Source organism: Candidatus Chlorobium masyuteum (genome assembly GCF_011601315.1).
Classification (GTDB): Bacteria; Bacteroidota; Chlorobiia; order Chlorobiales; family Chlorobiaceae; genus Chlorobium; species Chlorobium masyuteum.
The window spans coordinates 221396-246537 of record NZ_JAAORA010000001.1 but is presented as its reverse complement, the minus strand read 5'-3'; the positions used below and the strand labels follow the sequence as shown (position 1 = coordinate 246537).

General features: G+C 44.4%; 21 protein-coding genes. 20 read left to right on the top strand and 1 reads right to left on the bottom strand.

What is annotated here, in order from left to right:
* Window positions 1–96 precede the first annotated feature (96 nt).
* The 20 genes from G9409_RS01055 (at window position 97) to G9409_RS00960 (ending at window position 21652) form a co-directional block, all read left to right on the top strand.
* The gene (locus G9409_RS01055; RefSeq protein ID WP_235923204.1) at window positions 97–777 is read left to right on the top strand and encodes a class I SAM-dependent methyltransferase; all 681 of its coding nucleotides are present in this window, start codon (window positions 97–99) and stop codon (window positions 775–777) included.
* A gap of 113 nt (window positions 778–890) precedes the next feature.
* Window positions 891–1919: a DegT/DnrJ/EryC1/StrS family aminotransferase gene (locus G9409_RS01050; RefSeq protein ID WP_166807035.1), complete on the top strand. Its 1029-nt coding sequence runs from the start codon at window positions 891–893 to the stop codon at window positions 1917–1919.
* Window positions 1895–2902, top strand: coding sequence for a lipid II:glycine glycyltransferase FemX (locus G9409_RS01045; RefSeq protein ID WP_166807034.1), 1008 nt, complete (start codon window positions 1895–1897; stop codon window positions 2900–2902). The genes G9409_RS01050 and G9409_RS01045 overlap by 25 nt, the downstream gene beginning before the upstream one ends.
* Entirely contained in the window at window positions 2899–3681 is a 783-nt protein-coding gene (locus tag G9409_RS01040) for a polysaccharide deacetylase family protein (protein ID WP_166807033.1), read from the top strand. The genes G9409_RS01045 and G9409_RS01040 overlap by 4 nt, the downstream gene beginning before the upstream one ends.
* A gap of 56 nt (window positions 3682–3737) precedes the next feature.
* A complete protein-coding gene (locus tag G9409_RS01035; RefSeq protein WP_166807032.1) occupies window positions 3738–5582 on the top strand; it encodes an ElyC/SanA/YdcF family protein in 1845 nt (614 codons plus the stop codon).
* Window positions 5583–5599: 17 nt separating this feature from the next.
* Complete coding sequence (locus tag G9409_RS01030) at window positions 5600–6574, top strand: glycosyltransferase (protein ID WP_166807031.1); 975 nt, start codon at window positions 5600–5602, stop codon at window positions 6572–6574.
* On the top strand, window positions 6571–7515 hold the full coding sequence (locus G9409_RS01025; RefSeq protein WP_166807030.1) for an NAD-dependent epimerase/dehydratase family protein: 945 nt from the start codon (window positions 6571–6573) through the stop codon (window positions 7513–7515). Before G9409_RS01030 ends, G9409_RS01025 begins: the two co-directional genes overlap by 4 nt.
* A gap of 52 nt (window positions 7516–7567) precedes the next feature.
* Entirely contained in the window at window positions 7568–8251 is a 684-nt protein-coding gene (locus G9409_RS01020; protein WP_166807029.1) for a class I SAM-dependent methyltransferase, read from the top strand.
* A 49-nt stretch (window positions 8252–8300) separates the two neighbouring features.
* The gene (locus G9409_RS01015; protein ID WP_166807028.1) at window positions 8301–9161 is read left to right on the top strand and encodes a class I SAM-dependent methyltransferase; all 861 of its coding nucleotides are present in this window, start codon (window positions 8301–8303) and stop codon (window positions 9159–9161) included.
* Between the two features lie 69 nt (window positions 9162–9230).
* The gene (locus G9409_RS01010; protein WP_166807027.1) at window positions 9231–10781 is read left to right on the top strand and encodes a hypothetical protein; all 1551 of its coding nucleotides are present in this window, start codon (window positions 9231–9233) and stop codon (window positions 10779–10781) included.
* Between the two features lie 143 nt (window positions 10782–10924).
* Window positions 10925–12511 (top strand): B12-binding domain-containing radical SAM protein, encoded by a 1587-nt coding sequence (locus tag G9409_RS01005; RefSeq protein ID WP_166807026.1) that lies wholly within the window; start codon window positions 10925–10927, stop codon window positions 12509–12511.
* Window positions 12512–12626: 115 nt separating this feature from the next.
* The gene (locus G9409_RS12140) at window positions 12627–13817 is read left to right on the top strand and encodes a glycosyltransferase family 4 protein (RefSeq protein ID WP_328700107.1); all 1191 of its coding nucleotides are present in this window, start codon (window positions 12627–12629) and stop codon (window positions 13815–13817) included.
* 60 nt (window positions 13818–13877) lie between these two features.
* Window positions 13878–14858: a class I SAM-dependent methyltransferase gene (locus G9409_RS00995; RefSeq protein WP_166807025.1), complete on the top strand. Its 981-nt coding sequence runs from the start codon at window positions 13878–13880 to the stop codon at window positions 14856–14858.
* Window positions 14859–15027: 169 nt separating this feature from the next.
* A complete protein-coding gene (locus G9409_RS00990) occupies window positions 15028–16317 on the top strand; it encodes a nucleotide sugar dehydrogenase (RefSeq protein WP_166807024.1) in 1290 nt (429 codons plus the stop codon).
* A gap of 11 nt (window positions 16318–16328) precedes the next feature.
* Window positions 16329–16874 carry a WbuC family cupin fold metalloprotein gene (locus G9409_RS00985; protein WP_166807023.1) on the top strand — a complete coding sequence of 182 codons (546 nt, stop codon included), beginning with the start codon at window positions 16329–16331 and terminating at the stop codon, window positions 16872–16874.
* Between the two features lie 118 nt (window positions 16875–16992).
* Window positions 16993–17877, top strand: coding sequence for a glucose-1-phosphate thymidylyltransferase RfbA (gene rfbA / locus G9409_RS00980; RefSeq protein WP_166807022.1), 885 nt, complete (start codon window positions 16993–16995; stop codon window positions 17875–17877).
* A 54-nt stretch (window positions 17878–17931) separates the two neighbouring features.
* Window positions 17932–18531, top strand: a complete 600-nt coding sequence (rfbC, locus tag G9409_RS00975; protein ID WP_166807021.1) for a dTDP-4-dehydrorhamnose 3,5-epimerase — start codon at window positions 17932–17934, stop codon at window positions 18529–18531.
* A gap of 30 nt (window positions 18532–18561) precedes the next feature.
* Window positions 18562–19305, top strand: coding sequence for a YdcF family protein (locus G9409_RS00970; RefSeq protein WP_166807020.1), 744 nt, complete (start codon window positions 18562–18564; stop codon window positions 19303–19305).
* Between the two features lie 281 nt (window positions 19306–19586).
* Window positions 19587–20171 carry a UpxY family transcription antiterminator gene (locus G9409_RS00965; protein ID WP_166807019.1) on the top strand — a complete coding sequence of 195 codons (585 nt, stop codon included), beginning with the start codon at window positions 19587–19589 and terminating at the stop codon, window positions 20169–20171.
* Window positions 20172–20452: 281 nt separating this feature from the next.
* Window positions 20453–21652, top strand: a complete 1200-nt coding sequence (locus G9409_RS00960) for an MFS transporter (RefSeq protein ID WP_166807433.1) — start codon at window positions 20453–20455, stop codon at window positions 21650–21652.
* A 192-nt stretch (window positions 21653–21844) separates the two neighbouring features.
* Here the strand turns inward: G9409_RS00960 and uvrA are convergent, their stop codons facing one another.
* Window positions 21845–24691 (bottom strand): excinuclease ABC subunit UvrA, encoded by a 2847-nt coding sequence (uvrA, locus tag G9409_RS00955; protein WP_166807018.1) that lies wholly within the window; start codon window positions 24689–24691, stop codon window positions 21845–21847.
* Window positions 24692–25142: the final 451 nt, after the last annotated feature.

Below are 25142 nucleotides of genomic sequence, written 5' to 3'. Positions count from 1 at the left end.
TCCCAATCGGTCGAAAAATCACTCCGTGAACGTATAGCGGCGGATAGTTATGACAATTATCTGCGGGTTATCAGTAACAGTCATTCGATACCGGTGATGGATCATGAAGTTGATCGATTTCTTCTGAACATGCCTCAAAAAGCATTGATTCTGGATATAGGCGGTTGCTGGGGCTGGCATTGGCGCCGTCTTGCCCGGAACCGTCCGGATGTTGGCGTTGTGATTATTGATTTTGTGCGATCGAATCTGACTCATGCCAAAAATGTTCTGGGTGATCTTGTCGGGCGACAGGTGGCACTTGTTCATGCAGATGCGACAGCGCTTCCTTTTTTGATTAATGAAGAGTTTTCCGGTTTTGACGGGGTATGGACCGTTCAGACATTTCAGCATATTCCGGATTTTAAAAAGGCTTTGCTGGAAGCGTTCCGGGTACTTAAACCGCATTCCGGTCTGTTTGTAAACTATTCACTGAATGTTCAACCGCCTTTACGCTGGCTCTATCAACTGTTCAGGAAGAGTTACATTATAAAAGGAGATGTACCGGGGGCTTTTTGGTTGGCAAGAGCATCGGAGGAACAGAAAATGTTCATTGAAGAGGTTTTTGGCAGTAAGGTTTCCGAACGATGGAGTGAAATTCTTTTCACTCCTGAACTGCACATTCTATTTCCAGGCAGAGCAGGAAGCCGGCTCGGTCAATTCGACTCTTTTTTATCAAATAATTTCGGATTATTAAGATATTTCGCCCGTCAGCACTCATTTCATTGCAGAAAACAGTGATTATTTTCATGATCCCAGCCAACGGTGATCTGTCCTGATGTGTTACAGGGTGAAGAAATTTTCAGCGCTCAGCCCTGCATGTGCGCATTCCACTTTAGAGCATAACGGTTGAAATGGCGCCATTAAATCTCGATGCGGCATCTGATTTTCCGTTTGATATGGAGAGATATGCGTCAAAAGTCCGGTATTACCGTCTTGCTCGTCATGCACTTGCGGAGGCAATGAACTGCATGCAGATGGTGCCGGGTGATCGGGTACTGATGCCGGCATTTATATGCAGAGATCTGCTGGCTCCCATTCATGCTGCAGGTGCAGTTCCTGTATTTTATGAAGTAGGAAGAGACATGAAACCCCTTGAGCTGCCTGTTGTGGACCGCGTGCGGGCAGTGCTGGTTGTTAATTATTTCGGATTCCCGCAGGATCTTTTTGAGTTTCGCCGTTACTGTGCAGCTTATGGTGCTGTGCTGATTGAAGATAATGCACACGGTTTTTTCAGCCGCGATGCCGCAGGGCGGCTATTGGGGGAAAGAGGGGATTTCGGCCTCTTTTCAATTCGTAAAACATTTCTATTGCCGGATGGCGCCATGCTTATGGCAAACACACCGGAGTGGCAGTCCCGCATGAGTGAACAACTCCCTTTTCGTCAGGAATCTTTGTCTCCGTCATTTTGGATGAACTCTTGCCTGGCATCTATAGAGCGGAAGACCGGGATAGCTTTCCATACGCTCTCTCAGGAGCTGATTCGAAAATTCCGGTTCTTTCGGACAGGCCACGCCATAGCACCTCCACTAAGCGCGGATGAATTTGTGATGCCTTCGCTGCCTGCACCGCATCGTGTTTCTATGTCAATGTTTGCAAAACAGAATTTTTCCAAAGAGATTGAACGGCGCCGCAGGCTCTATGGTGTGTTTCATGAGCTGCTTTCATTACTGCATATTAAACCGCTCTTTAATGACCTTCCAGAAGGAACGGTTCCATACGGTTATCCATTTTATGCCGAAGAGGCAGCAGCAGAGCAGGTCAAACGAGTTGCCCGTTTGCAAGGTTTTGATTGTATTCATTGGCCGGCTCTTCCGGTGGCAGTTGAGCAAAATGCCCCTTCGCATTACAAACAATTATGGTTGATAAATTTTCTATGTTGACCTGGCAAGTATGGAGTGGAACAGAGGTCGCATGGGATGCATTACTTTGCGGTTTTCATGACTATTCTGTTTATCAAAGTTATCGATGGGGTGAGCATAAAGCCCGTTTTGGCTGGCGACCGATAAGGCTTGTAGGGCTAAATGGGCATACTATCACTGCTATGGTGCAGGTGCTGGTAAAGTTCTATCCCTTGAGTATTGGAGTTGCCTGGATTCCAGGTGGACCAGTTGGCGATGTTGCACATTGGGATGCTGGTTTGCAGGGTCAGATTAGCGATATCGTTGGCGCGCGATTATTGTATTGCAGATTCAATTCCATGAAGCCATTATTATCTGAAGATGCGTTAACATTATCAGCATCGGGTTGGCGGCGGCCCTCTTATCCACTGCTGAGCGGGTTGAGTTTGGTGTACCAGCCAGCTTTAAGGGAAGCTGAATCTTTAAAGCAATGCAGTGCAAATTGGCGGCATAATTTGCGTCGGTCAGAAAAACGAAATCTAAGGGTATACCTGTGGAAAAATCCTGATATAGATAAGATGATCCGGGTTTATGATTTGATGCAGCATTATAAAAAACTGCCTCCGCAGACTACGCGAGAAGAAATTGAGTCAATGGTTGACATATTTCATGACAAGTGTGTATTGGTTCGTTGTGATGATGAGGATGGAAATATGCTTGCATTTCGCGGCGCGTTGATTAATGGAGAGAAAGCCTGGGATATTTTTGCTGCAACTACTCCATCCGGTCGTAATGTATATGCATCACATGCTTCATTCTGGGAGTTGATGAGGCAATGCAGGGATCGTAACGTGCAATGGTATGATATGGGCGGGGTTGACCCCGTAAATAATGCCGGCGTGTATGATTTTAAACGAGGAACCGGTGCGAAAGATCTTGAATATCTCGGTGAGTGGGAGTATTCCAGGCCTTCTGTTTTCCATGTTATAGCAAATCGAATCATCGCTTGGCGCGGATATTCATGAGTTGGAAAGGTTTTGTGATGCAATCTATTGCTAACGGTGCGGCAATAGTCCGAAGAGATGAACGTGTCCGTTCAGGTTTACGGATATTGATGTACCATTCAGTTGGCTCTCTTGTCTTTGGCGATAAGCTTGGTCTGCACACCATATCTGAAAAGCGTTTTCGAGAGCATTTGGATAGTCTTGCCGGAATGGTAACAGTTCCGCTCCAGCCATTACTGATTCCGAAGAGTGATATGCACATTGCAGTCACCTTTGATGATGGTTATGCAGACAATCTGAATACTGCAGCTCCTCTGCTTGTTGAAAGAAGCATTCCTTTTACTGTTTTTGTCACAAGTAGTTTTATTCGTAATCATGAACCCGGCTTTTTGTCACCTGGAGAGTTGAAGCAATTAGCCCAACTGCCGGGTGTGATTATTGGTTCACATGGCTGTACACACTGTCACCTGAATCATTGTTCCGATAATCAACTGCGTGCTGAGCTGGGGGAAAGCAGGCGCTATCTTGAGGATCTGATCGGCCGCTCTGTTACAGCTCTGGCCTATCCTTATGGCTCTTCCGACCGGAGGGTGAGGGATGCAGCGTTGTCTGCAGGCTATCAACTCGCCACCTGTAGCCGATTTGATATTAACCAGGGTTCACGCGAACCGTTAATGTTGAATCGCTGTGTTATTTTAAGCGAAGACAATGAGAAAATTTTTCGACAAAAAATTGCCGGAGACTGGGATTGGTATCGCTGGCGTAGTAAGGATCCGCTGAATATTAAACAGGTTGACTGATGTTTTCCGCATCACATTGCTGAGCCTTTTGTTCGGGTTGATAAACTATTTTCTTTATGAAAAACAATAATGTCGTCATTATTTCTTCCATAGATTGGTCGACGCATTGGCAGATGCATCATCAGTTAGCTACATCTATGATAGGTGAGGGCAACAGGGTGCTATTTGTTGAGAATACCGGTGCTCGCGGTCCAAGGCTTGCTGATATTGGACGTGTGCGTGAGCGTATTATCAACTGGGTGAAAAGTGTTCGTGGATTTCGTGAAGTACAGCCCGGGTTGACGGTTTTTTCACCTTTGTTTCTTCCATTCCCTTATTCCCGTGTTGCGAGAGGCCTCAATAGATTTGTTTTGTCGAGATCAGTAAAGCAATGGATGCGGTCCGCGCATTTTCATAATCCGGTTATTGTTACTTTTTTACCCACACCGCTGGCTCAGGCTCTTATTAAAGATATAGATGCGGCACTGGTTATTTATTACTGCGTTGATAATATGGCAGGCTCGTCGCCTGAAGTGCAGCAGTTGAAGCCATGGGAGGAGATGCTGTTCCGTCAGGCAGATTTGGTATTTGTAACCTCTGCAGCTATCCGTGAGCGGGCAGAGGAGTATGCGAAACATGTATTTGCATTTCCTTGCGGGGTTGATTTTTCAAAGTTTGCACATGCTCTGGAGCGGGCCGATATTCCTGATGATCTTGCTGCATTTCCCTCGCCTGTTATTGGATATGTCGGGGCATTGAGCGGTGTGCTGGATCAGACTCTGCTTTTAGAAATGGCGCGGCAACTGCCATTTGCAACATTTGTTTTAGTCGGGCCATTCTTTACGGATGTTGCCCGGCTTAAAACCTGTGAGAACATAAAATTACTCGGCCCCCGCCCGCATGACGAGATTCCTGCCTATATAAAAGGATTTGATGTTGCTTTGATTCCATATCTTCGCACAGCTTTTACTGATAGTGTATACTCATGCAAGCTTAATGAATATCTTGCAATGGGCAAGGCTGTTGTTTCAACCAATATCCGTGAGGTACGCTCCTTTGCCGAGCGATCACCCGATACGCTCTTGATCGGTCAGGATAACATGGATTTTATCTCTAAGGTTACGCGTGCTTTGGATGACGCTCATATAAGATCAAAGGTGGTTACAGATAATCGTATTGCAGTGGCAAGGGAAAATACCTGGGAAAAGCGGTTTTCCGGGATTGTTGAGGTTATAGACCGGCATCTTCTGCTGAAGTCACAGCAGCCGGTATCGTGGAAAGAGAGTCTGGCTAAATATTACAAAGACGCCCGTACTCGCTGGGCAGAGCGCATAGTCATTATTGTGTCACTTTATTTGATTATTTTCACTACGCCTCTGGTTTGGTTTGTCGGAGATCAACTGGTTGTAAGGCATGAGCCTCGTAAAACGGATGCTATTGTGGTTTTCAGTGGCAATGGCGAAACCTCTTATCGAAACAACAGTTACCAGCGCAGAGCGCTTGATGCGGTTCGTTTTTACAAAAAAGGCTATGCTCCCCACATTTATCTTTCATCCGGCAGAAATCAGGATCTTTCGGAAGTAGAGGTAATCAAGCTTTACCTATTGGAAAAAGGAGTATCTCCATCAGCAATTCATATTCTTGATCAATATCCCGGCAGCACTTTTGAGAATGTTCAGATGGTCACCCGGCAGTTACGGCAACAAGGTGCTCACTCCATTATCTTGTTGACAGCACCGTATCACGGTCGCCGGGCCCTGTGGACCTGGAGAAAAGAGACTCCTGATCTTCTTGTTTACACTCCTGCAGTTGTCGATACTCCTGCAGCCACACCACAGTGGAGTGCAAATGTTGATCAGATTCGTATCATTTCCTATGAATATGCGGCTATTGCATACAATTGGCTGCAAGGCCGGTTATGAGATAACTGTTTGAAATTATGACCCATAAGCATCTCGTCTCTCTGGTTATTCCTGTTTATGCCGGCAAAAAAACGCTTCCATTGCTTATGGAGGAAATTTTGCCGTTGACGTTTGAACAGAGGTCGCCAAACGGTAATCAGTATATCATTTGCGAAGTGCTGCTTGTTCATGACTGCGGACCGGATGCATCAGATCGAATCATAGAAGAACTCAGTGCTGAATACCAATTTGTCAGGCCGGTGTGGCTGACCCGGAACTTTGGCCAGCATGCAGCAACTTTAGCAGGAATGGCAAGTGCCACCGGTGATTGGATTGCTACCATAGACGAAGATGGCCAGCAAGCACCTGGTGATATAGGTCTTCTTCTTGATAGAGCATTAGCTGAATCTCAGCAGGTAGTCTATGCTCAACCGATAATGCCGCCCCCTCATGGGTGGCTCCGAAATTTGTTAAGCAGAACGGCGAAAGGAATTGCTCATAAGTTACTTGATAGTCCTAATTCTGGTCAATTTAACAGTTTTCGGCTGATTGATGGTGAAATAGGACGGATTTTAGCGGCTTATTGCGGGAATGGAATATATCTGGATGTTGCTTTATCATGGATTGCCGGGCGAATCGGGTATTGTCCTGTTATGTTGCGACATGAAATGGCAAGGCCATCCGGATATTCCTATATGAAACTACTGGCTCATTTTTGGCACATGATCATTGCTTTAGGGACACGGCCCTTACGATTTATTACGATCATGGGTTTGTTTTCTGTTGCAATTGCTGCTTCTCTTGCTGGATATGTAATTTTTTTGAAGATGTTTGGCGATATGCCTATTCAAGGCTGGACCTCACTTATTATAACAATAGCTTTCTTTTCCGGCTGTATTTTGACTGCCCTTGGTGTTATAGCAGAGTATCTCGCTTTAAGCCTTACTATTGCGATGGGGAAACCATTATATATGGTCAGTACGAAGCCAACAAGGTCTGGGACTATCAGATGAGTCGCATATGGGTAATCGGAAGTCATGGTCTTTTAGGTCAGGCATTATGCTGGAATCATACCCGTAATGGTAACGTGTTATTTGTTCCGAATGAGCGTTTTAATTGGGGCGATGAGAAAATACTGTTATGTCAAATTACTTCAGCAGTAAAAGCATTTTCTGTGTTTGTTAGTGAGTCGGATAAATGGGAAATTTATTGGGCGGCCGGAATAGGTTCTATGAACAGTTTAGCTTGTGATCTCAACACTGAAACCAGAGCGCTTGAGAGATTACTTCATCAAATAGAGTTGGATGAACGTTTGATCCGCAAAACCGGTGCTATTGCATTTAGCAGTTCTGCAGGTTCAATTTATGCGGCATCTCAGGACTTCATTATCAATGAAAATAGTGCTGTAACTCCCACAACAGACTATGCACAAGTAAAAATTGCTCAGGAGCAAATAATTTCAGAATTCACAAATAGAAATCAGTGTATTACATCATTATTAGCGCGTCTATCAACTCTATATGGTGCTCATCAATCATTTGGAAAACGTCAGGGGCTTTTAACGCATATCGCGAGATGTATTCTGAAAAAGCAGCCTATAAAGATTTATGTCCCTTTAGATACTATTCGGGATTACATCGCAGTTGACGATGCGGCGTTAATAATGATACATTCATTAAGAGCAATAAAGGATCCAATCTCGAGTATTAAAATTATTGCTTCTGAACAACCTACTACAATTGCGAATATAATTTCAAGCTTCAAAAGCATTACCCGGCATGCTCCTCAAATTGTTAATAGTGTTTCAGAGTTAAGCTTTGTATATTCACGACGTATGACTTTTAGATCAATCGTTTACCCTGATTTTAATAGATTTATAACCACAAATCTATTCGTTGGTATTTCACGAATATTTGCTTCTGAGTTGGCTGCGATCAAAAAATGTAATAATTAAATTATTATCTTATATTCCAAAATGATAAAGATTGAAAATATTTTTGAATAATATGAATCAGTTTGATCGATACACTGACGATTATAACGCTCTACTCAATGAATCATTGTCTCTGGTTGGCGGATTTAATGATTACTATTTGAGCAGAAAAGTTGAAGTTGTAAAAAAATATATAGGGGTAAAAAAGATAAAATTTGTATTAGATTTTGGCTGTGGACTTGGCGATACCTCATTGATGCTTCGCAATGCCTACCCTGATGCGCAAATTATCGGTGTAGACATTTCTGAACTATCTATAGAAAGAGCTCGTGAGAAATACCAGAAAATTGATTTTTTTTGTATTTCTGATGAAGAATTCATTGCGACCTACACAGCGTGTTTCGATGTGATATATGTTGCTAATGTTTTCCATCATGTCCCGATTAATGAAAGAGTGCAAGTGATTGGGATATTAAAAACCATGCTTGCCTGTAAAGGGCAAATCTTCTTTTTTGAACACAATCCATATAATCCACTAACAAAATGGGTGGTTTCTCGTTGTGAATTCGATCAAGATGCGATACTCCTTTTATCTCGGGAGACCCGCATGCTTTTTAAATCTTCAGGTTTTCACATAGAGAGAACGGTGTATTTTCTCTTTTTTCCATATATGTTTAGAAATCTGTCAAAAATTGAAGATTTATTTAGCTGGTTGCCATTCGGAGCTCAATACTGTGTTGTAGCGTCCCTTATATGATTTATTTCTTTAAAACCAAGACGGCAGTTGAATAAGTAAGCTTAATAAAATGCACTACACTCTAAATGCTGAAGATGCAAAGATAAAATGTCCTGTTTGCAATTGCGGTTCTTACTTTTGGGTTAGGCTGAATAATGTATTGTTAAATAAATGCGATGAATGTAATCATGTATTTACCGATATAGTTTCCATCGCTAAAGAAGAGACTTATGGTAGTGAATACTATTTAAATACCCATCGTAATTGGTTTAAAAATCCCAACTATAAATTGTTTTCAATTATAGCTGAAAATATAAAAAGTTGTAATGCAAAATCTCTTTTGGATGTGGGTTGTGGTGACGGGGCACTGTTAAATTATTTAGGAAGAATATTGGGTGACATAGAGTTAAATGGAATTGATCTCTCTGCAGTTGTACCGCGAGAAGCAGGATTCACTTTTTTGCAGGGAGATTTCATGACTTTCGATTTCAAAAGAAAATTTGATGTTATCGTTTCGCTGGCTGTAATCGAGCATATAAATGATGTCTCTTCGTATGTTCAGAGAGTACATGGGCTTTTAAACAGTGATGGTACTGCATATTTGATGACAGTGAACAGTAGTGGTATTCTGTATAGACTGTCATATTTATTAAGACGATTAGGGGTCGATTCTGTGTTCAATCGATTATATGATCCACATCATCTGAATCATTTTAGCAAACAGAGCCTATCCCGCTTATTAACAAAAGAAGGTTTATTCCGGGTAGAAAAAATAATTAATCATAATGCGCCTTTAGCTGCAATTGATTGCCCTGCAAGTAATAATTTAATTGAACGGATGATGAGGTTAGGTGTTGGTATTGTTTTTTTTATCGGGAAAATCACTCAAAAAACTTATCTTCAAACGATTATTGTTTCCAAGATAAGTTGACATATTGTGATTTAAGATTGTAGAATCTAAACTAATTTATACTTCGTAAACTGATCTCCGGTTGGATATATGAATGTAAAATGGAACCCTGATAGAAAATATGTTGTAATATTTGTTTTTTTTATCCTGTATTATCTGTTATTTAACACAGGCTTGCATGGAGATGACTATAGTGAAATAGCCGGGTGGAGATTTCAGGGACTGCCATCATTTTTAATGCCGGGAGGAGTGGCATTAACTATTTTAGGCTCACATTATTGTTTTTGGTGGGCATATCCTTTTCTTGGTTATGATCATCAATGGGTATATGACTTGGTAAAGGTTGCGGCACATATTCTCAGTTTGCTATGTGTCTACAGGTTTGCCATTGATTACCTTCCCCGCGACAGGGCTATAATGATGTCTTCATTATTTGTTCTGTATCCGCTTCATGATACGACCATGTACTGGTATATGACGGTTCCGTATGTGTTCTTTCCTGCGGTTATGATGTACGCTCATTCATTGTTCAGGCATGAGCATCTATTTCCGGGGTTTATACTTGCCTTGTTCGGTGCTTTTGGCGGCTATTTCTCGCCACCTTACGTGTTCGGATTGACAGCAATTTTCATTTATGAGCGAAAATTCCGGGAGGCAGTGCTTTTTGCTTTTCCTGGCATAATTTATATTGTCTATTACTTCTTTATAAAGTATGCTTTTTCAGGTATAGAGAAGCGTATCAATTCAAGTTTAACGATAGCTGATTATATCAGACAGCTTCTCTTACAGCCCCTCAGTTTTATTGATGCCGCTTTCGGACCTTCTTATTGGTTAAAAGTTTATTATTCAATTGGATCGATTACCCTTTTATCAGGTTTGATCGTCCTGGTTATTGTTGTGCTTCTACTGATCAGGATCCCTTTGTTTTCTAAACGACCGGATGTACCTAAATCCCTTTTTATCGGCCTTTTTATTACCCTTGTTCTTTCATTTGCAATGTTTGCCCTTACAGGACTATATCACCATTCAGCTTTCAATTTAGGCAACAGAACCACAGTATACGGCTCACTGCTTATCGCTCTTTTAATTGCAATACTTCCATTCAACAGGAAAACAGTAGTTGTATTGGCATTGATTTTCATTATTCCCTTGTTTGGTTTGTCGGACCACTGGAAGAGATGGAATGCTCATCAAAAAAACATAATTGAGAACATTCATACAAACTCGTCCCTCAAGGCTTTGGAGCCTGAGAGTACACTTTTAGTCACGGGTAATGTTTACAGCAGGTTGGGGCCATTTTCGCACATTGAACTCTTCAGCATGCCCTGGGTAGTTAAAGCTATCTTCAAGGATAGTGTGAAATGCAGAAATATAATAGCGATAACATCATACCTCCATCTTGAAAAGCAAACTCTTGTCGATCCAAAATTCGGCGGGCAATATTATCTCGAAAGTCCTATATATTTATACGACAGTGACAAAGATGCTCTTCGTCTTATCAAGCTTTCTGAAGTTCCGGTATTGTTAAGTGCGCATCCACGTGAAATAAGGCACTGGGTACAGTTAACAAAAGGCAGCTGGATAGAATCGAGTATTGTCGGATTGAGTCCAAGGCTTGCTTATCTCTTTGCCAAACAGTAATAATAAGGATGCATTGTATTTAATCCCTATAGGTGAATTCCCCAAGGCCTTGCTTCGTGAATGAATTGAGCATCTTTGAATTAATACCTCGTAGTTGGGCTGCGAGGATCCTTTATTATTAGAACCATGAATTTGCTTTAAATATGAGATTTTTATTTATATATCCTCCATTAAGAGATGTGGGAGATTTATTTTTGCCTTCAGGAATATTGGCTTTATCTTCAATATTAAAAAATAATGGATGGACGGTTGATGTTTTGAATGTTGACGTAGAAAGAATAACGGATGAAGAAGTTATTGCTTATATAAAAAAATATAATCCAGATGCAATCGGGTGGAGCGCTGTCGCCTCGACGGCATATGGTTATATAAAAAGGATGACACAAAAAATTAAAAATCTATGTGTTGGAGTTCCAATATTTCTTGGTGGAAATCTATGCTCTATTAGTGAACTTTTGTTAAAATGTGGTATTGATATAGTTTTTATCGGCGAAGCTGAGATCAGTTTAGTAAAGGTTCTTGAGCGATATGGGGGTGAATTTATCGGCAAAAAAATCCCTGACATATCAGATATCAAAGGTGTTGTTTATTATGAAAATAATGAAATTATATGCACAGGTATATCTGAAAAAATGACTATATCTGATTCAATTCCATCGCTTGAATCTACATTTGATGAAATTGATATAAACTATTATATAACTGATATTATTATACCAAGTCATTATGGCTTGGATCAAAATAATTATCTTGATTATATGAAATCAGGTAAAAAAATGATTATATTGATGATTCAAAAGGGGTGTCAAAATGCATGTACATTTTGCCATAGGAATTCAAGATATACTGTTTACGCTGTTGATGTGGTTATAAAACATATTGAGTATTTAAAGAAAAAGTACAATATATATTATTTTCGAATTTGTAGCGAGTCATTTATCGGGAAAAAGAAATGGATTTTGGATTTCGCTGCAAAAGTAAAAGATTTAGATATTATTTTTGATATCTTGGGCGCAAGAGTTGATAAGGTTGATTATGAGATATTAAGTAATTTGAAAAATTCGGGAATGATAGCTATTATGTTTGGTTATGAATCCGGAAATCAAGCCATACTAAATCAAATGGGGAAAAATGTTCTTTTAGAGGATAATTATAAGGCGGCAGAATTATGTGACGAATTGCATATTGCATCAACACCACAATTTATTATTGGTTATCCTGGCGAAACGGTGACTACTCTTTTGGATACAAAAAAATTCGTAAAAAAATTAAAAAAAACGAATATATCATGTAATATGCTTCAGGTATTGCCTGGTACCCCTATATACCATTACGCATATGTTCATGGGTATATTAAGGATGAAGATTCTTATTTGATGTCAGTATCGGATAAAGATGCTGCTGAATTTGATTCTTTTATTAATATGACGTGTATGCATTCATCTTACATTAAGGTTATGCGCTATATTATTCTTAAGGTTGCCCGGTATTCGGTATTGCCCCGCCCATTATATTTTATTGTCATGTTGTTTTATAATCTTTTGGCGTCTGCATATCTTGTTTTAAAATTAGGAATATCAATTTCAACATTTAAGTATATAGCATCTGTTCTATTCGGTATCGATTTATTTGGTGTATATGCAGAGAGTATAAATATTCGCGAGATGATGAGGCCATATGCTGTCGACTTAAAATGTTATGAAAGAATCAAGTATGGTTATTTTATGTGATAATAACTATATGAGATTTATTTTTATGCCGTATATGATATTTTATTCCACATCCTTCCGGTAATTTATATGGCAAATGGGAGGTCATGCTAAATGAAAAATATACCAATTTAAAGTGTATACTATTTCGTCAAGCAGTTATCTATATAATGTGTCAAAAAAAAATAGAAAAATATTAATAAGTGCCAATACTACATGGAATCTTGTTAATTTCCGTGGAGGGTTAATTACGAAGCTTGTTGCTAACGGTTATGAGGTTATTGCCCTTGCTCCTGAGGATGAATATCGTGAACGGTTGACGGCACTTGGATGCCGCTATGTTCCTTTGCAAATGGATAATAAGGGAACTCATCCAGTTCGCGATTTCCAACTGATGCTTGGCTTTTTAAAAGTATTATTTCATGAAAAGCCTGATGCGATTCTTGCGTATACAGTCAAGCCTAATATCTATGCATCACTTGCTGCAAAAGTAACAGGTACTCCGGTAATCAATAATATTTCCGGTCTGGGTACTGCTTTTATCCGTGGAGGATGGATGGCTGCTCTGGTCAGTCTGCTTTATCGTACAGGATTGAGCCGGTCAAAAAGGGTATATTTTCAAAATGAAGATGACCGTACTCTTTTTCTCGAAAAAGGGCTTGTTAAAAGAGCAAAGACTGACCTTCTTCCCGGATCGGGGATTGATCTGCAGCATTATAATCCGGTTAAGCATGGTATTGGGGACACTCCGGGTGATGGCCCTGTATTTCTTATGGTTGCCAGGCTTCTTTGGGATAAAGGTGTAAGGGAGTATGTTGATGCAGCCAGAATTGTCAAAAAGCGGAATCCTGAAACGCGCTTCCATTTGCTTGGCTTTCTTGATGTGAAGAATCAGACGGCTGTTCCCCGCGAAGATGTAGAGGCCTGGGTACAAGAGGGTGTCATTGAGTATCTCGGTACGTCGGATGATGTCAGACCGTTTCTTGCTGCTGCGGACTGTGTTGTTCTCCCCTCCTACAGGGAAGGAACACCCCGCTCCCTCCTTGAAGCTGCGGCTATGGGTAAACCTTTAATTGCGACCGATGTTCCCGGCTGCCGTGAAGTTGTGTGTGACGGAGTTAATGGGTATTTATGTAAAGCCAGAGAGAGTAATGATTTAGCTGAAAAAATCTTTACGTTTATTGCACTGCCAAAAGCATTGCAATTACAGTTCGGTAGTCATTCGCGAAATATTGCCGAAACACGCTTTGACGAGCAGATTGTGATCCGGAAGTATTTACAAGTTGTCGATGATGTTACCGGGAGTAAAGGTGGTAAGGGGAGATGACCGGTAGTTGGAACTCCCGTTATATCTGGTGGTGTATCATTTGAAAAATATGGTTGTTTAATGCAGGATTATAGAGATAGTATCATTGCTGTGGTGCAGTGTCCATCGTGTGCCTGCGCGTTGCACGAAAAGGATGGAGAGTTTCTCTGTTCGGGGTGTCAGAAAAGATATCCGCTCTCTGCTTTTATTGCGGATTTTGTTGAACTGCAGCAGAGAGATGCGATAGCAAAAAAGGCATTGGTTACCTGGGGAGAGAACCTTCATCATGTATCATCTGATGAAGAGGTGCATTCCGGACATTTTTCGCAATTTGAAGATGTATTCGGCTCCGGTTTTTTCTTTGCTGAAGGTTCAAGGCTACTTGAGATTGGTTGCGGTGCCGGTGAAGATGCCGTTAAGCTCGCAAAATCAAGGAGTGACCTTGACATTCTGGCGATGGATATTGGTGAGAATGTCAAAACGCTGGCAGAACGGTTCAGGACTGTCGTCAATCTGCATTTTATCCGGGGTGATGCCAGGTTACTGCCACTAAAGGCCTCACTTTTTGATTATGTCGTTTCTTTCGGTGTGTTTCACCATACGGATGATCCTGAAAAGTGCGTCAAAGAGGCTTTCCGGGTGCTTAAAACGGGCGGGACGGCCTTTGTTTATCTCTACAAGAACCATGAGGATGACCTTTTCAAACGGTCGGGCATTATTGCGGAAACCTTGTTGATGCAACTCATCAGATATATGCCTCACCGGATGGCGCAGTTCTTTTGTCATCTTCTCGCCTGGCCCTGCCTTCTGTTTTTTTCCTGGCCTGCATGGATTATGAAGCGCATTCCCCACCTTTCAAAGCTTGGAAATGCAATGCCTTTGCATTGGGGGACATCACCGCATTCAATTTATGGAGATCTTGAAGACCGTTTGCTTGCACCCGTTAACCATCGGTATTCTTATAAGAAGTTTTTGGAGTTGTTCAGGGATGCAGGTTTTACGGAAATAAAGGTTGTGACCGGTTCAGGAGGCCATTATGCCCGTGCTACCAAACTCGGATGATTTTCATAAGAAAGATTTTTTTGCGGTTGCACTGTCAGTCGGTATTGCGCTATTGTTCCAGGAACAGGAACAGATATTCTGATTCTTTTTTATTATAGGTATATAGACACGATCTGACTGAATTGTTGTGTATTAATTTTTGAAATAAAATCATTTCCCCCATTAATTAATGACGCCTATCAGAATTGCCGTTATCGGCCTCGGTTATGTAGGGTTGCCTCTTGCTGTGGAATTTGCCAAAAAGTATCCTGTTATCGGGTTTGACATCAAACAGGATCGGGTTGAAGATCTGCAATCCGGTCATGATGCCACGCTTGAGATAACGGGCGATCACCTTAAAAGTGTCCTTAGCTGTAATAACAATAGCGGTGCAAACGGACTTTTTATTACTGCAAACGCGAGTGAGCTTGCTGCTGCAAATTACTACATCGTTACGGTTCCGACTCCAACGGATAAAAACAATCGTCCGGTTCTGACTCCGCTTGTTAAAGCCAGTGAGACGATCGGAAGAGTGCTCAAGCAGGGTGATATCGTTATCTATGAATCAACGGTTTATCCAGGAGCTACCGAAGAGGATTGTGTTCCAGTTCTTGAAAGGGTTTCCGGCCTCATCTTTAACCGGGACTTTTTTGCCGGTTACTCTCCGGAGCGCATCAATCCCGGCGACAAGGAGCATACCGTTACCAAAATAAAGAAGGTAACCTCAGGGTCGACTCCTGAAACCGCCAAAAAAGTTGATGAACTCTATCGCTCTATCATCACGGCCGGAACGCATTGTGCTTCCTCCATCAAGGTTGCCGAAGCAGCAAAAGTAATTGAAAACTCCCAGAGGGACATCAACATTGCTTTTGTCAATGAGCTCTCCATGATATTCAATCGTATGGGCATTGATACACTGGAGGTGCTTGCCGCAGCGGGTACGAAATGGAACTTTCTTCCCTTCCGGCCAGGTCTAGTTGGCGGTCATTGCATTGGTGTTGATCCCTACTACCTTGCTCAAAAGGCTCAGGAGTATGGTTATCATTCCGAAATCATTCTCGCCGGCAGACGGCTCAATGACAATATGGGCAAATATGTTGCCTCTGAAGTCATCAAGCTGATGATTGCCCGGGATCACAAAATAAAGGGAGCTAACGTACTCATACTCGGTATTACCTTCAAGGAGAACTGTCCCGATATCCGCAACACCAAGGTGGTCGATATCGTTCATGAACTCAAGCAGTACGGCACACAAGTAGATATTTATGATCCCTGGGCAAACCCGGAAGAGGTTATGCATGAGTACCGGCTTGAGTCGCTTTCCAACTTGAACGCCAACCATTATGAGGCAGTTATTCTCGCTGTAGCTCACGATCAATTCAAAACACTGGACATTGCTGCGCTCGCTTCCACTGAAAATTTTGTGGTTTATGATATTAAGGGGGTATTACCTCAGGATTCAGTCGATGGCAGGTTATAAACGGTTTTCATATGCTTCTAAGTACCGTTAAACAAGTATGGAATAAAACGTGCAGCAGGAGCTTGCAATTTGGTACACGTTATCTGGATCGCCTGAGCCTTGAAGCAGATAAATCTTCCAGAAAACGGCAGCACAGGAACATTCACTCAAGCTATCAGGATCCTTGCCAAAGGTTATTCAATGCAATAGCCGTCGACAGCTATATTCTTCCTCACAGGCATGCTCTTGATCCTAAAACAGAGACATTGATTGCTGTTCGAGGGCTGTTTGCCCTGATTTTGTTTGATGAGACTGGGGTTATTGTTGATACGATAAAATTCGGCTCTGAAAAGTATGCTTCAACTGAAGATCTGGCATCCGGTGTTGAGTTACCTTCCGGCTCATGGCATACAGTCGTTGCATTAGTTCCCGGGTCGGTACTTTTTGAAGTTAAGGCTGGGCCATTTAATCCTGACCAAGCTAAAGAGGTTGCTCTATGGGCACCTCAAGAAGGCAGTGAAGAGGCTGCTTTGTATTTGAAAAATTTGCAAGTTATTGTGCAAGAGGATAAGAGATGATGCAGGTGATTACTAATACTTCAAGAGATTATTGGTTTTGAATGCCGATTTTGGAATTAAGAGGGGGAGGTGAGTGTGTTATGCAAATTCCCGGAAATATTGTAATCAAGTACGAAGTATGAAAGGAATAATTCTTGCCGGGGGATCTGGTACGAGGCTCTACCCGGTAACAAAAGGAATATCCAAACAGCTCCTGCCGGTTTATGACAAGCCGATGATCTATTATCCCCTGACGACCCTGATGCTTGCAGGAATCAGGGAGATACTCATCATCACCACCCCTGAAGACCAGTCGATGTTTATCAAATTGCTTGGTAACGGCAGTGACTGGGGGATTTCACTCTCCTATACTGTCCAGCCCTCTCCGGATGGACTTGCTCAGGCGTTTATTCTTGGTGAATCTTTCATTGGTAGTGATGACGTGGCGCTCATTCTCGGTGATAATATCTTTTTCGGATACGGGTTTACGCAGATGCTTGAAGCAGCAGTCAGAATGGTGGCGGAAGAGCGTCGGGCAAACATATTTGGTTACTATGTCAGTGACCCCGAGCGATATGGTGTTGCTGAGTTCGATGCGGCGGGAAATGTACTCTCGATTGAAGAAAAACCGGTATACCCGAAATCGAATTTTGCTGTCGTCGGGCTTTACTTTTATCCGAATGATGTGGTGGAGATTGCAAAAAATGTTTGTCCATCAGCAAGAGGAGAGCTTGAGATTACCTCGATAAATGAAGTATATCTGAAGCGTGAAGTATTACAATGTTCGATGCTTGGTCGCGGTTTTGCATGGCTTGATACGGGAACGCATGAATCCTTCCAGGAAGCGGGAAACTTCATCCAGACGGTCGAAAAACGGCAGGGGTTGAAAATCGCATGTCCTGAGGAAATTGCCTGGCGTTACGGGTGGATAACAGATGCAGATCTTTTGCTGTTGGCGGAACCGCTCATGAAAAATCATTATGGAGAGTATCTGAAGAAGCTGCCTTTTCAAGGAAAATATTGATGGTGTTGTGACGCGGCGCTGTATTTTGGGCTTAATTTATATTGAATAAAGGTTATGCGAGTAACTGTTTCAGCTATACCTGATGTGCTGTTTTTTGAGCCGGAAGTTTTTGGAGATAACCGTGGTTATTTTTTTGAGTCATTTCGTCAGGATGAGGTCGAGACGCAGATAGGAAAGGTTTCGTTTGTGCAGGATAACGAGTCGAAATCCGGTTATGGCGTGCTTCGCGGTTTGCATTTTCAGAAACCGCCCTTTACCCAGTCGAAACTTGTGCGTGCGGTTCAGGGCCGGGTGCTTGATGTCGCGGTGGATATCCGCCAGGGATCGCCCTGGTATGGCAGGCATGTATCCTGTCTGCTTGATGGTGATCGCAAGAACATGATGTGGGTGCCGAAAGGGTTTGCGCACGGATTTGTTGTACTCTCGGAGGCGGCGGTTTTTGCCTACAAGTGTGACAACTACTACACCCCTTCGCACGATGCCGGTATCATGTGGAATGATCCCGCTCTCGGTATCGACTGGACTCTTCCGCAAGAGGATATCAGGGTATCTGCAAAGGATGCCTGTCAGCCTTTTTTCGATCAGATCGATCTGTTCCCATACAACGAATACAGGCAGGAAAAACTCTATCCGGGTAAAGCCCCGCACGTATAACCCGTTTCATAATTCATAAGAGGGAAGCAGGTGATTAACAAGATACTTCCGATACTGGTGCTGCCGTTGGGTTTGAGCCTGCTGCTTTTAGTTGCAGGGCTGTTTTTTCGCCGTCGCCTGCTGATTGGGCTCGGTATCATGGTTCTGGGAATGTTCAGTATGCCGGTTGTCAGCGCTTCCTTGATACGGGCAGTGGAGGGCTGGGCAAGCAGGGTTCCGGTGAGTTCTCTGCACAAAGTGGATGCTGTTGTGGTATTGAGTGGGATAGTTGGTCAGATTAAAGGGGCACCTTTGGGAGAATGGAATGGCGGGGTAGATCGTTTTGAAGGTGGTATTGATCTGTTCAAAGCAGGCAAAGCTCCGGTGATTGTTTTTACCCGAGGTCAGGTGCCATGGCAACCTGAATCAATTCCCGAAGGTGAGCTGCTTGCCAAAAGGGCTATGCTTATCGGTGTGCCCGAAAAGGCGATTCTCTTAACCGCAGTTGCAGGAAATACAGCGGATGAAGCGGTAGCAGCAGCGCGGCTGCTTGGGGTCAGAAGTGGTGCGCGGAAAAAAATTATACTGGTTACGAGCGCATTCCATATGCGTCGAGCTGCAATGCAGTTTGAAAAGGCAGGATTTCAGGTAGAGCGATATCCTGTGGATTTTCAGGCAGGAGACAATAGTGAAGTGACCATTTTGGATTTTCTTCCTGATCCCGGTGCGCTTGCTCTCTCTTCAACAGCCTTGCGGGAGATGATCGGATTGATTTATTATTGGGCGAAGCCCTGATAATAATGATTCTGAATTTTGAATTATTGATTTTAAATTAAAAACATAAAAACGAGGACTACCCTTTTTAAAATCCGGCATCCATAATAATCAGGGCCGAACAATTACTCTAATCGCGCTTTCAGCGCTTTTTTTTGGTTCATTTTTTGCCGCTGAAAGGGTAAGATGACGAGGAGAGATTTTTTATGGTGCATTTTGTGAACTATTGTGCAGTGGTTACCTTGTCTTTCATTCTTTTGGTGGGAATTGCGCATTGGTTTAAATAAAGAGGTCCGGATATTATGGTTGAGGATGAGAATCTGCGTTGGTATGCTGTTTATGTTCGATCCCGTTATGAAAAAAAAGTGTACCGGATGCTGGTTGAAAAGCAGATTACAACTTTTCTACCGCTGATTGAAACATGGAAGCAGTGGAGTGACCGGAAGAAAAAAGTGAGCGAGCCTCTGTTTCGGGGTTATGTGTTTGTCAATATCGATATGCGCCATGATCATCTTCCTGTACTTGAGACGGAAGGTGTGGTCAAGTTTATCGGAATCGGTAAAGTGCCTTCGGTGATAGCGGAAAAAGATATTGATTGGCTCAGAAAACTTGTCAGGGAGCCGGATGCGATTGGACGTACAGTCGCCGATATTCCGGTTGGACAGAAGGTCAAGGTTCTTGCCGGTCCATTCAGGGATTTAGAAGGGGTGGTAGTGAAGCATGGTCGGGAGACAAGGCTTGTTGTCTTTTTTGACAGTATCATGCAGGGGGTCGAGGTCAGTATTTTTCCGGATGTACTGCAGCCGGTTGCCGGTTTACGGAAGCCTTTGCCTGGAGAAGAGCATAAAGAGCTTGAGGCGGTTGAAAAGCATTTTCTGAAGTTGTGAAGAAAGTGGACGCCTGTGGACGAAGAGATGGTGGATGGAAGTGGACGGAGTGGACAGGATTTAAGAGATTATGGATTTTGGATTGAACCCCGGAGGGGTGCGATATTGGTAGCGGCGAGTGCTGAGCGAAGAGAAAGAGATCGTCCACGAATTTACACGAATCAAGGGGCGGGTTGCACCCGCCCTTTGTTTGATTTATTCAATCGCCTTAAGGGCAATAAACCTTAGAGGGAGGCTTTGTGGAGCTTAAGGAGCATGTTTCGGTTCGTGATATTTTCAGCATGCCGGTTATTGTGGCGGCACTTGGTTACTTTGTCGATATCTACGATCTGGTGCTGTTCAGTATTGTGAGGGTGCCGAGTTTGAAGTCATTCGGACTTGGAGGCAAGGAGCTGATCGATTACGGGGTTTTTCTGCTGAACATGCAGATGATCGGTATGCTTGTCGGAGGTATTCTCTGGGGTTGGCTCGGCGACAAGAAGGGCCGGCTGAAAATCATGTTTGCCTCGATTCTGCTTTACTCACTTGCCAATATTGCCAATGGTCTTGTTACCACCCTTCCGGCTTATGCGGTGTTGCGCTTCATAGCAGGTGTCGGGCTTGCCGGTGAGCTCGGGGCGGGCATTACGCTTGTTTCTGAAGTGCTGCACACCCGTATCCGCGGTTACGGTACCATGCTGGTGGCTTCAATCGGTGTTTCGGGCGCGATTCTTGCCAACTATGTGGCCAATACCTATGAGTGGCATAACGCTTTTTTCATCGGAGGCGGACTTGGTCTTCTTCTGCTTGCTGCACGGGTGAAGGTTGCCGAGTCGGGGATGTTCAAAAAAATGGAGGAGAAATCCGGGGTGAGCAGGGGGAACATGTTTGCCCTGTTTACCGACAGGGGCCGTTTTTTGCGCTATATCAACTCCATCATGATCGGCGTGCCGATCTGGTTTGTTGTGGGTGTGCTGATCACCTTCTCTCCCGAGTTTGCCGTTGAGCTTGGTACAACAGGACCTGTTTCCGCCGGAAATGCGGTGATGTTCTGCTATCTCGGTCTGGTGTTCGGTGACCTTTCGAGCGGTCTCTTGAGCCAGCTGCTGCAGAGCAGGAAGAAAGTTATTCTGCTTTTTATGCTGCTTACTGTCGTCTCCATTGCACTCTATTTTCTCCAGGGAAATCGCACTCCTCAGTTCTTCTATGCAGTATGCACTGTTTTGGGTTTTTCCGGTGGATACTGGGCTATTTTTGTGACCGTTGCGGCCGAGCAGTTCGGCACCAATCTGCGGGCAACAGTGGCGACTACGGTGCCGAATTTTGTTCGCGGCATGGTGGTTCCCATTACCATGCTTTTTCAGTTCAGCAAGGGCTTTTTCGGTCTGGAGTCCGGAGCTCTTCTGGTCGGTGCACTCTGTATCTCGGCAGCCTTCATTTCACTTAACTCCCTTGAAGAGACCTTCCACAAGGATCTTGATTATTACGAGGAGTTTCTGTGAGGAAAGTGGACACCAGTGGACGAAGAAATGGTGGACAGCAGTGGACTGGACGGAGTGGACAAGATTGAAAAGATTCTGAATGTAGGGGGGGTACTGTGTGACTGCCCTCTTTCTTCTTGTCGTTGTTGTCCCTGATGTCTTTTAGGTCGTTTTTAGTGACCAACGGAGGTACGGTACCTCAGAAATCAAGCATTACCCCGTCAGGGGTGTCATTTCCATTTTAAGGTAGCGGCCGGTATGGGAGTGTTCCATGGTGGCTATCGCTTCGGGTGTTCCTTCTGCTATTATCTCCCCCCCTTCATTCCCCCCTTCAGGTCCAAGGTCTATTACCCAGTCGCTGTTTTTGACAATGTCGAGGTTGTGCTCGATGATAATAACGCTGTTGCCTTTGTCAACAAGCTTGCGCAGGACTTCCAGCAGGTGCTGGATATCCTGAAAGTGCAGGCCGGTTGTCGGTTCGTCGAGTATGTAGAGCGTTTTGCCGGTCTGGATTTTAGCAAGTTCAGCCGAGAGTTTGATGCGCTGCGCTTCTCCGCCCGAGAGCATGGGGGAGGGCTGGCCGAGTTTGAGGTAGCCGAGCCCGACGCTCTGCATGGTGGTGAGGATGCGCCGAATACGTGGAAAGTCTACAAAGAACTCCGAAGCCTCTTCGATGGTCATTTCAAGCACATCAGCGATGGATTTGCCATGGTATTTGACGAGCAGGGTTTCGCGGTTGTAGCGTTCTCCCTTGCAGTTCTCACACTGGACATAGACGTCAGGCAAAAAGTTCATCTCTATTTTACGGGTTCCCGCTCCCTGGCACACTTCACAGCGTCCCCCTTTGACGTTGAAGCTGAAGCGTCCGGCCTTGTAGCCGCGTATCTGTGCTTCAGGCAGACGGGTAAAGAAGTCGCGGATAAAGGTGAATGCGCCGGTATAGGTAGCCGGATTTGAACGGGGCGTGCGCCCAATCGGGGACTGGTCGACATTGACCACCTTGTCGATATTCTGGATTCCCTCCACGCTCTCATGGGGATAGGTCAGCAGTTTTGAGCGGTAGAAGTGGCGCGCAAGTATCGGGAAGAGCGTTTCGTTGATCAGGGTGGATTTACCCGATCCGCTGACGCCGGTAATGCTGACGAGCGAGCGGAGGGGAATGGTGATGTCAACGTTTTTAAGGTTGTTTCCTCTGCACCCTTTGATTTTCAGGTACTGTTTCTCCTCGGTATCGGTTAGACCTTCTCCCCTGAAGCTGACCTGCCGGGCTCCACTGAGATATTCAGCGGTGAGCGAGTGGGGGTCGAGGGATGCAGCAGTTCCCTGTGCAACAATCTCTCCGCCATACTCTCCCGCTCCGGGTCCGAGATCGATAATCTCATCGGCTGCCAGCATGGTATCCTTGTCGTGCTCAACCACGAGAACGGTGTTGCCAAGGTCGCGAAGCCGCTTGAGTGACTCAATAAGTTTGTGGTTGTCGCGCTGATGGAGTCCGATACTTGGTTCGTCAAGTACGTAGAGCACTCCGCTGAGCTGCGAGCCGAGCTGTGAGGCAAGCCGTATACGCTGGGCTTCACCGCCCGATAGAGTCTGCGAGCCTCTGTCGAGCGAGAGATAGCTGAGCCCTACATTCAAAAGAAATTCCAACCGCTTGACAATTTCATGCAGTACCGGTGTGGCGACCAGCAGCTCTTTCGGTGTGAGGGCTGGAGGCAAGGCAGTGAAAAATGCAAGGGCCTCGGGCAGCGGGAGCGCTTCGGCTTCGGCAATGTTGAGATTGTTGATTTTTACCAGCAGGCTCTCTTTGCGCAGTCGAGCCCCGTTGCACTCCGGGCAGGGCTGCCGGATCATAAAGCTCTCTGCCCACTCCCTGATTTTCGGTGATCCGGCATTCCGGCGGATCTCGTCAACATAGGGGAGGGCGCCGGGAAATGGCTGGGGATAGAGGGTGTCGTGGCCGGAGTAGGAGTAGCTGACGTTAAAGGTCCGGCTCCCTGATCCTTTAATGAGGATATTCAGGGCCTCTTTGGGTATATCGCAAAGCGGGGTGTCAAGGGTAAAGTCAAACTCTCTTGCAATTGCCCTGATCACCTGCCAGAGGTTTCGTTTGCCGGGTTTGCCGAACGGGTCAAGGCCACCTTCGTTGAGAGAACGCGAGAGGTCGGGGATCATCAGCTCTCCCGAAAGCTGCATGAGCTCCCCGAGGCCGTTACACTCCGGGCATGCGCCGTATGGGGAGTTGAAGCTGAAATGGTTGGGTGCAAGGGTATCGACCGGTACGGAGCCGTCAGAATAGGCGTAGCGTGTGCTGAAGACCAGCTCTTTCTGCTGACTTTCAAGCGGGTCGCAGATAACCGATGACTTGTGTTCCGAGAGGCTGATCGCAAGTGAGACAGCCTGCTTGAGCCGATCAGCGCAGTCGGGATCGATCACCATACGGTCCACCACCAGTTCAATCGAGTGACTTTTATATCGCTCGATCTGCATGTTTTTTTCCATCTCCCGGTACTCTCCGTCAATACGGACCCGGAGATAGCCTTTGAGCAACAGTCGTTCAAAGAGTTCGCGGTAGTGCCCTTTACGACCGGCAACAAGAGGGGAGAGAATCTGGATTTTCGTTCCTTCCGGAAGAGCAAGTATGGCTTCACAGATCTGTTCCTCGCTCTGTTTTTTGAGCATATGGCCGGTAACAGGGTCGTAGCGTCGTCCGGCCCTGGCGTAGAGCAGGCGGATGAAGTCATGAATCTCCGTGATGGTGCCGACTGTTGAACGGGGTGAGCGGTTTGTGCTCTTCTGGTCGATGGCTATAACGGGCGAGAGACCTTCAATAAAATCAACATCCGGACGCTCAATGCTGCCGATATACTGGCGAGCATAGGGTGAGAGGGTCTCCATAAAACGGCGCTGCCCTTCGGCATAAATCGTGTCGAAGGCGAGGCTGGACTTTCCTGATCCTGAAAGTCCGGTAATGACAACAAACCTGTTGCGGGGAATATCGAGAGAGATGTTTTTGAGATTGTGGACTCTGGCACCCTTGATATTGATATGACTGTATTCCATTGTTCTCTCTATTCTCTTTTGGGGCACCCCTATTAATGTATTTCGCGATCTGATCGTTTCGTTGGGTAGTGTTCGAAATCCTCATCCCAACCCCGACTTCATCGTGGGCTACCAATATTGCGCCTCTACAGGGCTTAATCAAGAATTCAAAATCCAAAATCTCTTCACCTACCAATATGTCGCTCCTCTGGAGCTTGAACTTCAAACAGCTCACGAGTACGTAATCGAATCGCTTGCATGGTGCCGTTTATCGGTTTTGCTTATTCTCCTTTGAAGGGCAGCATAACGGAACGAATTTCAATATCGATATTATTTTCCGTAAGCACATCTAAAAAGATCGGCCCACCTCTATAAATCTATTCCGCGACATGATGGTATCGTTGTGTGGTGCTCGAAATCCTCGAGTACTCCTTTGTACACTCCGGTTTCTGCGCTCCATACGCCTTGCCCT